The 15,777-nt window shown below is 53.3% G+C and carries 13 protein-coding genes and 2 pseudogenes; all 15 read left to right on the top strand.

Annotated elements, in window-relative coordinates:
• Positions 1-149: 149 nt before the first annotated feature.
• Positions 150-1,043 (top strand): hypothetical protein, encoded by an 894-nt coding sequence (locus tag AC1PLA_RS18535; protein WP_481105099.1) that lies wholly within the window; start codon positions 150-152, stop codon positions 1,041-1,043.
• A 6-nt stretch (positions 1,044-1,049) separates the two neighbouring features.
• Entirely contained in the window at positions 1,050-1,322 is a 273-nt protein-coding gene (locus AC1PLA_RS18530) for a hypothetical protein (RefSeq protein WP_481105098.1), read from the top strand.
• A 211-nt stretch (positions 1,323-1,533) separates the two neighbouring features.
• Positions 1,534-2,244: a P-type DNA transfer protein VirB5 gene (gene virB5 / locus AC1PLA_RS18525; protein ID WP_481105097.1), complete on the top strand. Its 711-nt coding sequence runs from the start codon at positions 1,534-1,536 to the stop codon at positions 2,242-2,244.
• Between the two features lie 9 nt (positions 2,245-2,253).
• Positions 2,254-2,688: a hypothetical protein gene (locus AC1PLA_RS18520; protein WP_481105096.1), complete on the top strand. Its 435-nt coding sequence runs from the start codon at positions 2,254-2,256 to the stop codon at positions 2,686-2,688.
• A gap of 2 nt (positions 2,689-2,690) precedes the next feature.
• Positions 2,691-2,942 (top strand): EexN family lipoprotein, encoded by a 252-nt coding sequence (locus AC1PLA_RS18515; RefSeq protein ID WP_481105095.1) that lies wholly within the window; start codon positions 2,691-2,693, stop codon positions 2,940-2,942.
• A 1-nt stretch (position 2,943) separates the two neighbouring features.
• Positions 2,944-4,026, top strand: coding sequence for a TrbL/VirB6 family protein (locus AC1PLA_RS18510; RefSeq protein ID WP_481105094.1), 1,083 nt, complete (start codon positions 2,944-2,946; stop codon positions 4,024-4,026).
• 1,205 nt (positions 4,027-5,231) lie between these two features.
• Positions 5,232-5,495, top strand: coding sequence for a type II toxin-antitoxin system TacA family antitoxin (locus AC1PLA_RS18505; RefSeq protein ID WP_481105093.1), 264 nt, complete (start codon positions 5,232-5,234; stop codon positions 5,493-5,495).
• A 3-nt stretch (positions 5,496-5,498) separates the two neighbouring features.
• On the top strand, positions 5,499-5,987 hold the full coding sequence (locus AC1PLA_RS18500) for a GNAT family N-acetyltransferase (RefSeq protein ID WP_481105092.1): 489 nt from the start codon (positions 5,499-5,501) through the stop codon (positions 5,985-5,987).
• A 402-nt stretch (positions 5,988-6,389) separates the two neighbouring features.
• Positions 6,390-7,730 (top strand): metallophosphoesterase, encoded by a 1,341-nt coding sequence (locus AC1PLA_RS18495; protein WP_481105091.1) that lies wholly within the window; start codon positions 6,390-6,392, stop codon positions 7,728-7,730.
• On the top strand, positions 7,727-8,758 hold the full coding sequence (locus tag AC1PLA_RS18490) for a GTPase-associated system all-helical protein GASH (RefSeq protein ID WP_481105090.1): 1,032 nt from the start codon (positions 7,727-7,729) through the stop codon (positions 8,756-8,758). The genes AC1PLA_RS18495 and AC1PLA_RS18490 overlap by 4 nt, the downstream gene beginning before the upstream one ends.
• Before the next feature lie 53 nt (positions 8,759-8,811).
• Positions 8,812-9,819: a TRAFAC clade GTPase domain-containing protein gene (locus AC1PLA_RS18485; RefSeq protein ID WP_481105089.1), complete on the top strand. Its 1,008-nt coding sequence runs from the start codon at positions 8,812-8,814 to the stop codon at positions 9,817-9,819.
• Between the two features lie 110 nt (positions 9,820-9,929).
• Positions 9,930-10,664 (top strand): TRAFAC clade GTPase domain-containing protein, encoded by a 735-nt coding sequence (locus AC1PLA_RS18480; protein WP_481105088.1) that lies wholly within the window; start codon positions 9,930-9,932, stop codon positions 10,662-10,664.
• Between the two features lies 1 nt (position 10,665).
• Positions 10,666-13,302 carry a GAP1-N1 domain-containing protein gene (locus tag AC1PLA_RS18475; RefSeq protein WP_481105087.1) on the top strand — a complete coding sequence of 879 codons (2,637 nt, stop codon included), beginning with the start codon at positions 10,666-10,668 and terminating at the stop codon, positions 13,300-13,302.
• Between the two features lie 988 nt (positions 13,303-14,290).
• Positions 14,291-15,450: pseudogene (locus AC1PLA_RS18470) on the top strand (tyrosine-type recombinase/integrase).
• Positions 15,451-15,461: 11 nt separating this feature from the next.
• Positions 15,462-15,581: pseudogene (locus AC1PLA_RS18465) on the top strand (phage late control D family protein); the annotation flags it as partial.
• Positions 15,582-15,777 lie beyond the last annotated feature (196 nt).

The raw sequence follows: 15,777 nt of genomic DNA, 5'->3' as shown, positions 1-15,777 counted from the left end.
GTACTCGAATAATGAGGTTTCTCGAAAACTCAGGCCAACAATGTTGCGTGTAGGGAGGCGTGTCTACTTCCGAACGCTTCAAGTCAAGGATGCATTGTCACTTGACGGAGAAGCAGTGCCTGCCGACAGCGTTGCAGGCTAGTCTAGCTATGAGCGAATTTATCAGCATCAAGCGTCGTGCGTTCTCGGCAGTGCCTGATGACATCTTGACCGACAGCCGATTGGGATGGACGGCGCGTGTTGTCCTATCCTGGATGCTTGGGAGAAGTTCTGATTTCAAGTTAAATATTTGGCATGTACGTAAGACCTTCAAGTTGAGCGAGCAGCAGTGGCTTCGCGCTCGGAGAGAAATGCAAGCTGCTGGTTACTTCCAGCAAAAGCGGGAGCGTGATTCGCAAGGAAAAATAAAGTGGTTGCAAGTTGTCACAGATACGCCGGAGCAGCACATCGCTACGACTACATCAAACCCTGAACCATACCCCCAAAAACCTGGGTATGGCCGTCCAAAGCATGGCGACTCATCCAATGGCCTGTCAGGCCTTGGTGCACAGGGGGGTAAACCAAGTGTAAGTAGTACCAAGAAGAACAGTACCAACTTAATTAAGACTATTGATGAAAAACCACTACAACCTACTGCGTGTAAGGTCATCAACGGTAAAAACGATGGCGACACAGATGCAGGCGTCCCGGTTGGAAGAGAACTTTTCTGGCCGCACTCATTAAATGCGTCACAAAGGCGTGCAGTGGAACTGCTGATGGCTGGAATAGACGTTGACGAAGCACAGCTTCTCTTGGACGAGCTTGCCGGAGTGCTTTCGACCAACAGCATCAAGACCACCCCAGAACGTTGGCTAAGAGCCATCGTTTCGCGCTACGAGAGAGGTGAATTTGAGCCAGTAGCTGGAGTAGCCGTATCGGAGGCAAGAAAGAGCGCGAGCGAGAAGAAAGCGATTGAGCCAGTTCGTAGCCTTCAGCGATCGTCACCAGGGGCCAGCAAGCCGTACATGGATCAGATAGGTGCAATGCTTAGGGTGAAAACGTAAAAGCTAATGAGCACCACGACGCCTGATAAATATTTATCGTTTCATAACCTCGAAGACTACTGTGACAGTCTGGAAAGAAGATGGGAAATTCAGGTGATCTTACATGCCGAACGAAAAAGGGGATACGCAATGCGTATCAACGACGGCGCCGAATCCCGAGTAGTTGTCGATAGGTATGGCATGCAGCTATGGTTCCGCACCGTCGATCAGGCTTTGGAAGATCTGGCAGATGTACCGTATTTGAGCGAAAATCTAATCATCGTCCGAAGCAACTGGTAAAGACGATACGTTTCCAAGACCCTGGGTCGAGTTGCCCCAAGAACGCTTCGTGCGTACCGGGTGCCGGGCTGAAAAGAAGGCCCTGACAGCCATGAACAGAATGGCCGCATAGTGGGCTAAACGCCAAAGGCGAAGCTGCGGAGGCTAAGCCCCTCCTGACCCAGCCGGAACAGTCGGCCTCGTCCCTCCTAACGCAACAGGAGTGGCAATCATGCACATCAAAAAATCATTTCTTCTCGTAGGCTCACTGATGCTCGGCGGTTATGCCTACGCCGGCGTCCCGGTCACTGTCGTGGCCGACGTTCCTTCTACGATAAATCAGATCGAGACGATAGCGAAGTGGAAGGCACAGTATGACCAGATGGTGAGCCAGATTAACCAGATGCAGAAGCAATACGACGCAGTCACTGGCCCGCGCGGTTTGGGGCAGATCATGAACGATCCGGAATTGCGCGACTACTTGCCCAGGGATTGGCAAAGCGTCTACGACTCTGTGCGCAACGGCGGTTACAGCGGCCTTAGCAGCTCGGCAGCAGCCATCTACGAAGCTAACAAGATCTTCGACACATGCGCACGTCTTGTGGGCGATGCGCAGCGAACTGCCTGCCAGGCTGCAGCCGCGAAACCGGCGCAGGACAAGGCGTTCGTTGGCGATGCATATGAAGCTGCAAAGTCGCGGCTCGATCAGATCAGCTCGCTCATGGGCGAAATCAACAAGACACAGGATCCAAAGGCGATCGCTGAGCTGCAAGGACGCATCGCTAGCGAACAAGCGATGATCGCCAACGAGGATACCAAACTCCAGTTGTTTCAGATGATGGCGGTAGCTGAGGAAAAAATTCAGCAGCAACGACAACGCGAAATCAATGCGAAATTAAACTCGCGTCGTGGCTATTCCCCTTTGAGTCCAGTCGAATTCTAAGGAGGATTTATGCAGCACTTCATCGAATTACTGCTACTCATCGGATACGTAAATTTACCTATTAGGTTCTGGTTTTCAATTCGGAAATTCGGGTCTTCTCGTTTCAATGAAGCATTACGTGGCGATGCCCATATGTTTTGCCTCGATATCGTAGCAATGTTCTTTGCATTGGTCGCCTTCTACTGGATTGCGCATGAAACGCTGGGAGTTTCTATTCCCGGAATCAAGAACCTCGCGAGCTGGGAAGCAGAGGTTGTAGCGTTCGTTTTGACGGCGGCCTGCATCGCGCTTGCATTCGTGAATGGCAGGCAGCGTTTTCTAGATGCAACACGCGCCGGGATGCCGGAAGCAGCACTGAGGTGGCTTGCGACACGGCAAATCATCGTTGCTTCGGAAGTGTCCGCTGCGCTCACGCAGGTCCCGCACTCTACTAAGAGGATGTAACTATGAAAAAGTTTATCTATGTGACTTCGCTCGTCTTCCTCTTTGCTGGTTGCAACAACAACGAGCCAACCCGGACTGTCGCCGAGTACAAAGCAGACAGAGACCGACGCAATGCGATGTTGGCGGCCTGCAAGAATAACCCAGGCGAAAGGAGCTCGGCGCCGAACTGTATTAACGCGCAGCAGGCAGAAAACGAAATAGCTAATTCGCGTCGCGGTTACTCTCCGCTGCCCTCCGTAAAAATGGGGGAATGACATGTCAGACCCTATGATTTTTCAGTTCATAGGCGATTCCATTACTAACGCAATGGACGCATATGTCGAGTCAACGGTTCCCGTGGTGATTGAGAAAATCACGTTAAGTGCCGTCCTCTTGGGCTCACTTTACTATTCCATTACTGGAATTTTGATGACTTTGGGTCGCATTGATGGGCCGTTTTCTAAATTAATGCTGTCTTTTGGAAAATTCGCTTTAATCGGAGCGTTTGCGCTGAGCTCAGACATTTATATGAACTTTGTCGTTGCGTCCGGTCATGACTTAGAAGCCGGAATAACGCAGGCATTCTCAGGCGCCAACGGTGCCACTCCTGCTACCGTCTATCAGGTTCTTGACCAATCTGTCGGCAAAGGGCTCGATTTGTCAGGTGAGCTTTGGAATCGGGCCTCTGATAGAGGTGCGACCGAAATGGGAATGATGATCGGTGAATATTTTGAAGCGATTATTGTAGCTACCGCAACTCTTATAATAGCCGCCCCTGCTGGGGCAATGATTGTTGCATCTAAAACGCTGCTTGAATTGCTGCTAGGTATTGGGCCTCTTTTTATCATGCTGCTTATGTGGCCGACCACCAAGGCATTCTTTGATAGGTGGTTTGGCGAGGTGATAACGACCGTTCTTCAAATCGCTCTCGTAAGCGCCGTTCTAGCATTTGCGATGAAGATCTTCGTTGCGGTGGTCAGCGCCACAAATATCGACAGCGTTGACGCAAGCCCGTTTTTTGACTGCGTGCGCCTAATCATCATCACCGTGGTGATGCTTTGGCTTATGTATGTTGCTTACCAAAAAGGGGGCGCGCTTGCAGGGGGCATGACATCTGCAGCGATCACCTTGGGCGGCTTGGCTGCAGGTGCATCGGGAGTTGGGTCCGCGGTGGTGCGGTCAGTCAATCCCGTTTCCACTCGTCGCGATCTTGAATCAGGCATGATGGTGACGGCTGGGCGAACCAATCATCTTATTGCTGGCAATACGGTATGGAATCCCTCATATCGACAGCATGTACTAAGCAACGTGGGAAGGAACTGGGGCCGATCTAGTGGTGGTCAGGTTCAAAGTGGATAAGGACGAGGCCCCGCTTAGGCGGGGCTTTTATTTGGCTGACAGCCTAATATGTTGAGCTTGGATTTATCCTCTCATGTGCAAGACAGATTCAGCGCCGAACTGGCGCACCTGTAATGAGCCATGCCAGCTGCTGGTAAAGCTCTGGCTCAAGATGACTGCTGCCTGTGGCTCTATTTTTCGTCATGACGAAATTTTCAGGGCACAACACAGGCCTGATTGGTGAGCTCTAGGTGGCTTCATATGCGGTTTGCTTAGAACGCTGACAAGCATGGGTATGGAAGAGCTAGCTGAGAAATTTCGTCATGACGAAATTTATAGCCAGTGATAGCAAGGGTGATGGCAGCAGCAGTTGTGAAAATCAGATGCGGCATTAAGTGATTCGGCGAGCGAAGCAAGGAGATGGAAAAAGCGAAGAATGGACAATGCAGGATAGGCCCGAGGCCGGTAAACTGTGCGCACAGTTTAGTCGCAGGGTCTACCCTACGTTGATCGCGGATCAATTGGAGAAACCTGTGGAGACCTTCGGTAGAGGCATCAATGTGCATCTAAGCCCAGCTGAAAGCACAATGGGTCGCCTACTGCGAAGGGCGCCGGAAGACTCTGGGCGCTGCTATTCGCGAAGCAATTGAACACACGTTGGCTTCAGCTCCCGAGGAGCCTCCAAGGTCATACAAGCAAACACGGTAAGTGCCTGACGTAGAGCGAAAGGAGATTTCAGTTCCTGATGACTGCTTCCGAGAAGGAAGCAGTCCGAGAGCGTGCCAATGTCGAGAGGTGCTCGACGAGCGGATGGGTGATACTTGCTGTTCGCGCCGGCCTTACCGGCGAACCTCAATTCGGGACGAAAGTGTTTGGAGAGTCCAGCTACCAACTGTTTGTCTGGGCCCGGAACCTTAACCAGATTGTGCGGCGATTAAGGTATGCGCTGTATAGCGCTCAACACACGCCACAGTACCGTGCGCTGACGCCGAAGCACGCGCTGTGCCGCTTGAACTGACGCGCATGCGCATTCCGCCTGGGCTTGCTGCTCAGAGCAGAACTTCGCCGCGCATAGCTCTCGCCTAGCGCGATGTCATGCCGCTTCGCCGGCGCTGGCGCGTGCCCTCGCTTCAGGGCCATGCCAATCAGTGGCGTGCAGTGCAGTCCTATACTAGCGTTTGACTTTCAGTGCATGTACGGTAGTATTCCGTACAAGGAGAACTGTCATGCCTGCTGCTGCCGCCCGTCTCGACCTGCGCCTGAACTCCACTGACAAGGCGCGTATTACCCGTGCCGCCGACCTGCGAGGCGTGCCGCTGTCCGCTTTCGTGCGTGATGCGGTACTGCGCGAGGCCGAGAACGTTATGGCTGCGGAACTGACCGTCACCCTGTCGGTGGAAGAGTCTCGGCGCTTCCTCAAGGCTCTGGATGCTCCCTTCCGGCCGAACGCGAAGCTGAAAAAGGCCCTCGCCCGCGTCGCGCAGGCCTGAGAAGTGCTCGTTGTCGAGCAACTTAAGCCCAAGCGGCACCATCGCGACGGGTTTGTCTGCGGCGAACCCACGCTGGATGCCTACATCCGCCGGCAGGCCGCCCAGCATCACCGTGACGGCATCAGCACTACACACGTCCTGGCGGATGACGCGGATCTGACCTGCATCCTTGGCTACTACAGCCTGTGCGCTGCCCAACTTCTGCTGACCGACTTGCAGGAGGCTGATCGCAAGTACCTGCCCAACTACCCGGTGCCGGCCATCCGCATGGGACGGCTGGCCGTTTCGGTCAGTGAGCAGGGCAAGGGTCACGGTGATTACCTGCTGGCGCATGCCGTAGCGCGCTGCCTGGAGCTGCGCGAGCAGCTGGGGGTACGTGTGCTGCTAGTGGATGCGCTGCATGAGAAAGCGGCCCGTTTCTATCGCGCCTACGGCTTCCGCGATGCCACGGCGAATTCGCACACGTTGTATTTGCCTTTAGGGAATGCATGAACACGTTATAGGGGGCGCTGTTTCACGACTGACCGACTTGATTGCCCAAGCCAAGTTCAAGGATTCGAAGTTGTGTGCGGATCTGGACCCCCCGTTGAAGATGCTGTCGGCGCGGTTGCCGTTTGGTTTGACTTCGAGCGTAATAGTCTCAAGGCAGGCGAACCTATGAATTCTAGTCAAATCCTGGAATTTTCAGCTATTAGCGAAACGGTGTACATCGTCTTTAAGCAGACGCATCCGGTGTGCTTAGCGTCCAAAGTGGAGCTTGGAAGTTCGCCTAATCTAACTTGGGCGTCCCATCTGCAGCCTACTATGGCAAAGTAACCGCTGGGCGGATCGTGTCAGGATGCAGGAGGCGGGACGGCCGTCGCTGCCCCTACAAAAAGGAATTCAGGAGGAGCTGTGACCGTAATATTCGTTCATCTTTCGGACATCCATTTCGGTCAAGAGCGACCCGGAGGCCCGCGTAAAATCAATGAGGATGCTAGACGAGAGCTTATTGAGGACGCTGCCAACTTGATATCAAGCCTGCCCGGAGGAGCTGCATCGGGAATTTTAGTAACTGGTGACATTGCCTATGCAGGAAAGCATAGCGAATATGTGGATGCAGGTGATTGGCTTGATCAGCTAGCCGCACGTGTTGGCTGTGCACCGTCCGATATACAGATGGTTCCTGGAAACCATGATGTTGACCGCGACAAGATCGAGGGTGCGACCAAATTTTTGCTGGAATCTATCTACCAATCCGGTGAAACCGCATTGGACGAGATTTTGGCGGACAAGGCAGGTCGTGAGGCCCTATATACCCGGTTTGAGCACTATCGAAATTTCGCGACCGCATACGAGTGCCCACTAGACTGTGAGGGGCAAAGTACCGAAAGGAAGATTGAGCTAACACAGGGTCGATCCATTCGATTCGTCAGACTCAATTCTGCACTCACGTGCACCAAAGGGCGCGATGAAAAAGGGGCGCTCCTTCTCGGAAAGCAGCAACGCGTGATGCGGGCCGCTCCGGGTGAAGAGCTGGTTGTTCTGTCACATCACCCTTTGAGTTGGTGTGCGGACTCGGAGGATACTAGAAGTTTCCTTCGTGGTCGCGCTCGGATGTTCATCTCTGGTCATGAGCATTTGGCGGCCGTCTCGGTTGAAGAGATTGAGGAAGGGTGCTCCTTGATGATGCTTGCTGCGGGTGCGACCACGCCTGACAGAGTTGAAGGTGAATATACTTACGCCTACAACATCATCCAATTCGACTGGAATGAGAGCGCTGACGCGCTTGAGGTCACTCTTCATCTCCGGGCTTGGGACGACAGCCTAAAGCGCTTCGATTCCGATCAACGCCGTCTTGCAGAAACCGGAGAGACGACTGTGCTGGGGTCTCCAAATTTTGTCAAAGCACCTCGCCCCGCTACTGAGCAGCGAGACGACCCGGATGAGGCGCCTCCGCCAGTAGAGATCATTCGTCCCAGTGAAAACGAAGATCACACCCCTCTGCCCGCCACATCTGAAACCGAATACCGAAATCTCCATCTAAGGTTCTTTAGAGACATCTCTGAGGGCGATCGGCTAAGGATTTTCGCGGACCTAGATGCTATCGTCGGAGACATGAATGAAGGCTTCAATCATAGTTACCAGTCCAGCTTATTACGGGAGCTCGTGATGAACGAAAATAAGCTCAAAGTTCTGGACATGAAAGTAGCCGAAGTAGTTTTGGAGAGAACAAAGCCACAGGGGGAGAAATGAAAAAGCTAGCTGAGTATGCGTTGGTCTTCGGAGCGGCTGTCAATGATGACTGGGTTGAGAAGAGAGCTGCCGCTGTAATTGACATAGTCGAATGGATAGCTGCGTTTTCGGCACAAGAAGCTGTCAGATATGCGTCTGAGCTTGCAAACGCGATGGGAAATGTAGAGAAATTTCCCGGTCCAACTTCTTCTGTCATCGTGGAAAAAATCCAGAAACATGCAGTCTCATTTGTTGCAAAGAGCCAACACGACGAACTCCAGATCAAAGTACTAGGATCGATGGCAGCGATTCACTTCTTTGAAGTAGAACTTTCGGATTCGCAATCGGCATGTGCGGATATTTTGGCCGCAGCACTTTGGTCTGCACTTTCGTACCAGATTCCGATTGAGGAGACCAAGATAGAGGCCATAAGGCGCGATCTCCTAGTAGCCTCTCGCGCTCGGGCTCTGAACGCAGCAAATGCAGGCCGAGAACGTATGCCGGTGCCGGCGGTTGGTGCTGTCACTATCTCTCAAGACTCGCCTACAGGAGCCAAGGTCAATCAGGCCTTTAGTAAAGCAGTTGCGCCAATGTTAGAGGCGCTTGAAAAAAATGCCGAACTAGATCGTGAAGAGCTCGACTTCATGTGGTGGGTACTTGGAAATCATAGCGATAGCCTCGACCTCTCAATGGCCGAGCTTCCACTTCCAACCAGAGCCGTAGCATCTGGAATTGACGCCGCTAACCGATTGAAGAAGCCCCCGGGGAATGGCCATCGACACATTGTTTTGAGAGATGTCAGGGGTGGAGATCCCCTTTCTCTGGCCGAACTTCTCTCCTCGATTACGGCACACAGAGAAAAGCTTGCGGCTGCATTGACGCCTCCTACCCAGGCCCCGGCTGTGTTTCCCCTTTTGTATGCGATAGCCAATTCTTCTTCAGATGCTGCATTTTCTTCTGAGAAGCGCCCAGCTGGTGACTGGGGAGCAAGAGCCCTGCTAGAAGGCTCTGTGGCACGATTGGCCGCTAAATTCGCGGCACAGCCATGACAGAGGTACATTGTTCTGCGCCTGAATGCACTGTGGCGCAAACCAAACTCTGCATGAATGGGTATAACTCTCTTGATCTGTGCCCATATTCGTCATTAAGTGCCTTTGTTGAATCGCCCAACGAGGAAAATAAAGCTGGTGAGATAGATGGAAAGGAAAGCTCGGAAAGTACTTTTTCCGAGGACTCAGGGATCTCAGATGCCGGCGACGCAGTATTAGTGCCTCCGACAAGCTCGGCGGTAGCTCTGCCGCGAACGGGTACGCTGAGCCTCGAATCGGCCGGCGAGCTGATGCAAGAGCGATATGTCACCTTAATTGCAATCCTCGGGCTTCCCGACGCCGGCAAGACGGCTTGCATTGCTAGCCTGTATTTGCTCTTAGCTCACCACCGACTGAATGGATATAGCTATTTGGAGAGCCATACACTGATGGCTTTAGATGAAATATCTCGCGGCGCGCGTTGCTGGAACGCAGGCCATGCACCAGAGCAGATGACTACCCGCACAGAGATAAGCGACGCACGTCAGGCTGGGTTTCTGCATCTCCGCCTCAAAAGGCGTCACGACGAAAGACGCTTTGATCTTTTAATGCCTGACTTACCCGGAGAATGGACGACGTCTCTAATCAGCAACTCCGAGCGAGACAGGTTTGAGTTTGTCAAGTCGGCTGAGGTTATCTGGATAATGGTGGATGGCAGGCAGTTTGCCGATCACAAGACTAGGCAGCGTGCTGAGCACACTTTGACAAATCTGATTGAAAGACTGCATCCCCTGCTGACCTCGTTGCCACAGATTATTCTCGTAGCTACGTGGCGCGACAAGCAAACGTTCCCTGCAGCTTCACTAGTAAAGGTTCAAAGGGCCGCGCAATTACTTGGGTTAAATGTATCATTGTCACCAATCGCTTCATTCTCGAATGAGAAACAAATTGCACCAGGCGAAGGCTTGTCAGAATTGATAGACCTCACACTCTCACGGACGCATGCCGCTCCAGAGTCGTGGCCCGATGCTGAGCGCTCTATATCTAGCCGAGCTTTCGCCAACTACAGGAGGTTTGTGTGAGCCATCGCTCTGTCCTCTTGATTGGGGGTCCCGACTCAGGAAAAAGCAACTATGTTGGTCGCCTATGGATCGCGCTTAAGGAGCGCCGTGGTAGGCTTCAGCGGATCGGAATGCCCAGCAACATTGAATACGTAGATTCAATTTGCGAACAGCTCTTAAAGGGCGAATTCTCCGGCAGAACTGATCGTAGCTCCGAGAGGCGGGAATTCACCGCGCAACTCAAGGACGGAGATCATGGTTGTCCCTTTCACCTCGTAGTTCCGGATTTCTCAGGTGAGCTTTGGCATGAAGCAGTGCGCGATAGTGAGCTTCCTCAAGAGTGGCTAGAGGAAATAGAGAAGGCTTGTGGGGCCCTGCTATTCGTTCGTGTTCACTCACCGTCCAATGTTCAGCCAGTCGACTGGATTGTGGCTCCCGGCCAGCTTGCAGGAAAGTATGGTGGCCAAAATAACGAGACTGAGATCCCTACTCAGGTAGTGCTTTGCGAACTTCTACGACTACTCCAGCAACGCCTCTCTCGGCCAAGTAAGAAGCCCCGTGTTGCGGTGATGGTTACAGCATGGGACCTGCTTGACGAGGTCACTCGCGCAGCCGGCCCTCTGGCGTATCTCACTGCCCAGTTCCCTCTCTTCGCAGGTGCGATTGAAGGTTGCGAATCACTTGAGTTAAGCATCTACGGAGTGTCTATCGTCGGTGGCGACCTAGGGGAGCCCAACTTTCAACAGAAATGCCTTGAATCCGACCTCTCAGAGATGGGGCATATTCAACGGATGGTGGAAGGAAGCTGGGATGGATCGTCCGACTTGACGCTTCCAGTTGCATGGGTTGTTGGCGAGCAAGATTGAGATGAATTTGATTCTCAATCAGCAGTTGCATGGCTATCGGCAGGGGCACCAGATGCTCTCAACATGCATGAAGCTTGACAAAACTGATCAGGCATCAGTCGACCGTCTCTCGGACGTTGCTGGTCCTCTTCGGCCAAGCGAAAGGTTCCAGCCCTATCTTTCTTTGTACCCGCTGCCGTCGATGACACACTACGTAGTGGCGCGGACGTGGCAAGATATGGATGCCACTAGAGCTGGGTGTGTCAATACACGCAGCATTTTCGTTCCTATGGCTAAGTGGGAGCGCGGTGTAAGCCTTCAAGCCTGTGTTGCACTACTGGATACAGTTGGGCCTAAGGTCACTGCCGAACCATTAGAGTTACCTGTTACAAACTTTGCGATTGAAGCGGTTCAAGAGGGCAGCGCTTTTGAGCTCGTAGAGGCCATCTTTTTAGAAGATAGGCAGCCTATCGCTGTGTTTGGATCAACCGCAGCAGAAGCCATCGCGGTTCGTCTTATAACTGCGGTTTGGCCAAGGCTTAGATGTGAACTGGCTATATCTACTTTTGCACTATCACCTCGTTCACTTGGCGGAAGAAGCTTTGACATCGTCTTTTCTCCCAAAGATGCTCGGTCAAGGTTCGGTGATTGGAGCGGACGGAAGATCGACGCAGCACAAATTTCCCCTCCCAGGCATCGCTGGTCAGCAAGCATTGCAAAGCTGCTCTTCCAGAGTGCTCAGCCGTCCCTCATCAGCAACTCCGACGCTGAGTTAGTCACTGGGCTGGGTATTTCACAGGAGTCCGACCTTAGGATCGCTTACCTGTGGACCGAACTGTTAAAAAAGCTCCATCAGTCCCCTCATGCCATCCTCGGACTGCTTGATATCGCGAATAGTCGTCCACGCAGGAGCGTTGAATCTATACACGCACTTGAGCCACAGATCGCCAAATCGGCTGACCTAGCAGTCGATGCCCTGGCTCCTGCCGATGCTTGGCGGTTCTTGCTAGCGCTTACGGACAAGTTGCATGGCGTCCCTGTAGGTTTTTCTGTCCTACGTAGAATTCGTTCGGCTGCCTACAGGCTTGCAATATCTTCACCTGAAGTAGCTTTGCGTAGCATTGATATGCTCGTAGAATCTCGCGATCACCCGCTGCTTATTGGCCCATTGGGTGATGGAATCTCGCTGAGAAGAGACAGTCGGATCGCCGAAGAATTCTCGGGCGCGTCTCCTGCCGGCTTGATTCAAGCACTCGTGAGAAGTAGGTCTTTAGCCGGTTGGCTAATCCCCGAGCAACCACACCTCTCTGAGCATATTGCAGCGGGTCTGTCCCTCGCGTCACCAAGGCTGCAGCGAATAGCGAAAAGTAGGCTATTGCCGCTCCTAGTGGAGAGTGTCCACTTCGGCCCCGCCGCACTGCTCATTCGTAGCCTGGATGGGACTGAACTTTGCTGTGAGTTGGTCCGGCTTTATAAAGCAGGTAGCCTCAATGACTTGCGGTATCGCCAAGCGCTAAAACTTCGTTCAAAAGAGATTTCCGCGAAGAAATTGCTTATGGATGCTGCTGCCCATCTATCCGCAGCAGACGGTGCCTACTTGTTCATCAGCGAGATGCTCGCATCAAACGCACAAGATATTCGGTGGGTCATTGGAAATAAAAATCTTGTTCCGGAGACGAGAGCTCGATTGGCCGCCCACTTGGTCGACTTGGCGTCTGATAGCGAGTTGCGTGCCATGCTCGCATTTGACAAGGATTTATTTAAAGTAATAGGTATACTTTGCGAATTCCCGCATCGTAATGCGGACGAGGTAGTTCGTACTCTAAGTATTTTCCGGCCCGAGGGTGAATTGACGAATTTTTCGCTGCTTCGCGTGCTTCCGTTTGTATCTGGCAATGAGGCACAGTCACTTGCTGAGGCGTCATTAGAGCGTCTATTTATCGCCCCGACGAATAAGTCTTGGGCGCATTCAATTGAATCGATTACGGAATATCTTGGCGCAAGGGTGCACGCGAGTCGAATTGTCCGGGCGGCCATGCATCCTGATGTTTCTCTCGAAATATTCGAAAGAAATGTCGCCGCTATCGAGAGCTGCATTCCACCATTCAGGCGCAGAATTGTTAAGGAAATAAATCTTATAGCTCAAGCTATCAGCATGCGTGGATTCGCCGGCTATTCGCTTTCAACTGCGAGGGCGCTGGGCAGACTGATTTGGGACTCGGCAGCGGTCGACTCCCCCGCTCAGCTGAAAGCCGCCGCCTCGCTTTTACCTATCCTCCTAGCTACAAGGCATATCAATGCTGGACCGATGGTTGCTGCCACGTTCCCAACGGCTTACCAGGTCCTCAGACGTTCTGAAGACACATTCGGATTGTTCAAGTTTTTTACAAGTCACGATTGGGACAAATGCCGTGATGCAAGAGAGGACTTGGTTTCGTCCTATCTTGAATCGGAATGGGATGCTTTGGATTTTGCGACTACTGCTGCTAGATCCGAAGATATGAAGCGCATCTTGAAGGTACTAGCGCAGCGATCAGAGGGGGCCGAAGCAAGTCAGCGGATCCGAGCTGCTTCGACTCAGTTGCCACAGGGTTGGCGGTGGGAGATAGAAGAGGCACTTTCAGACCTTGATTTTAGAGGTAAAGACAAAAAAAAATAGTCCTTTACCAAATATTTAGATCGCGGTAAGGCTGCGGACATGCTGTTTGAGCTTTGAAGGCTATTAGCGGCTGACGAAACAGTGGCGTAACATCGCCGGTGCACTGGTGATGCCGGACGTTGCAGAGTTCCAGTTCAAGCCGCCGCGCGTGACCATTAGAGCACGATCGGCTGATCTGGAATAATGTACGTGCTCGATACCCCGAAATATCAGAGGTGCGCAAGTACGCCTCGGCAAGCGTAAAGCGATTGTGACAGCGTGGGGTGAAAGTGTTGATGCCGCCGACTTCTCATACCGGTCATCACTATCATGGAGCTAGAGCTCGCGTTCTGTCGGCTCAACACAAGGATGCAACCCGGGGGCCATACTGCGCTCCTGGCTCGATCAGCACGTATTATAACCGCAAACATTGCCTACTGATACCGCTGTTGCGCCGCGGCGCTCGTCTGTACGGATCTAACAAGCGCAATGAGCGCATCCGCTCGCAGCTGCGATAGTGCACAGCATGGCGGTGGTCACGCGCAAAGCAGCCGATTCAAGTCGACGGGAGTGACTATCGTCAACCCGTGGGCGCCACAGCCATAAACCGCTACGGGTTCAAGATTTTTCCAGATACTGGTACTCCAGCGGTACAGAGCTGAGTTTTGCGTACCTTCGGAAAGTTGCGCTAAACTACTGTCTCAGCTTACTTTTTTGTTCTGCTGCTTACGCTGCCTTGCGCTTGATTTTCCTAGGCATGGCGCGTTGACGACAAACTCATAATCCTTTGGTTCCAGGTTCGAATCCTGGTGGGCCCACCAAATTCCGGTTCAAGAACGTCCGATATAGTCCGGAAGGTTCAAGAAATCCCCTGAAAAACGTTGGTATTTGGTCTTGCAAGGTCCAGCTGGATCCAGCTGGATCCAGCTGCATCCATGTGTGAAGTGAGTCGGGCTGTGAGTCGTTCCATCGCATCTTGCCTGCCCGACTCACAGGTGCCTGACTCCACATGCTTACAGATACAAAGCTTCGCGCGCTTAACCCTCGGGATGCTGCTTTTCGGGTGGCTGACTCAAATGGCTTGTGCATTGAGGTGCGTACCACTGGTGCAAAGCTTTGGCGGTATCGCTATCGGTATGCAGGCAAGCCAAGCATGGTGACCATCGACGAGTATCCGGCGCTTTCACTGATGCAGGCTCGTGCAGAGCGCGACAAGCTACGCATGCTGCTGAAGGGTGGAGCTAACCCGGCCCATGTCGCTCGGATTGAGCGAGCGGTCCAAGCCGAGCGCGTGAACACTACATTCGGAACCATTGCGCTTGAGCTGTTGGCTAAGCGAGCGAAGGAGGGGCTAGGTCCAGGTTCGGTAAAGCGAGAGCGCCGTCTGATCGAAAAGGATTTGGCTTTTATTGCTGACATGCCGATCACTGATGTCAGTGCTCCCATTCTTCTGGCTGCTCTGAGGAAGCTGGAGCAAAGGGGCGTGGTGGAGACTGCCCACCGCGCGAGGTCTCATGCAGGACGAGTTTTCCAGTACGCGATGGTGACGGGTAGGACTCAGCGAAATCCTGCTGGGTGCATTGGAGCAGCGGCAAACCAAGCACTTCGCAAGCCTGACCGAGCCTGCGCAAATCGGCGAGCTGCTGCGCGCGCTGTGGGCCTACCAGGGCTCGCCTGTGACCTGCGGGGCCCTCAAGCTGGCTCCCATGCTTTTCGTGCGCCCTGGCGAATTGCGGCAGGCCAAGTGGACGGATATCGACTTGGAAGCCGGCGAGTGGCGCTACGTCACCAGCAAGACCAAGACCGCGCACGTTGTTCCTTTGTCAGCACTAGCAGTGGCAGTGCTTGAGGAACTGTGGCCACTGACCAAGCGCAGCGACTACGTGTTTCCCGGGGTGCCTAGCGCCGATCGCCCCATGAGCGAGAACACGGTCAATGCCGCGCTCCGCAATTTGGGTTTCGACGGCGAAACCATTGTAGGTCACGGCTCTCGTGCAATGGCGCGCACCGTGCTTTGGGGTTTCGCCCGACTACATCGAGCACCAGCTTGCGCATGCCGTGCGTGATCCATTGGGGCGAGCCTACGACCGCGCGGCGCACCTGCCAGAGCGCAAGAAGATGATGCAGGCGTGGGCGGATTATTTAGAAAGTTTAAGGACACATCGTTAGACAAACTAAGATTGGTCGGCAAGGGCACCTTCACCGTCGATGAGGTCGAATACAGAAGTGCGCGGGATATCATCACCGTGCGGGCGCGAAGTGCAGATCTGCACCATGCGTCTCAGGCGATGCGACCGCGCTGCCGATACTTAAGGGATGGACAGAGCCAAGTTGCGCATCGATCTCAATCACTTGCACGCAGCAGTGCCAGCACTGCGGGCGTCAATTCCGAATCGCTACCATTTCTTGCGGGCGTTCGCATGCATTGCGCGACTAATTAAAGAGAAGGTACTCACGTCCAAAGATGCTGACTTCGTCGGACGACGCATCGACGAG

The sequence above is a fragment of the Xanthomonas sp. NCPPB 1826 genome (assembly GCF_056725285.1).
This window is presented reverse-complemented; position numbering and strand designations above follow the sequence as displayed.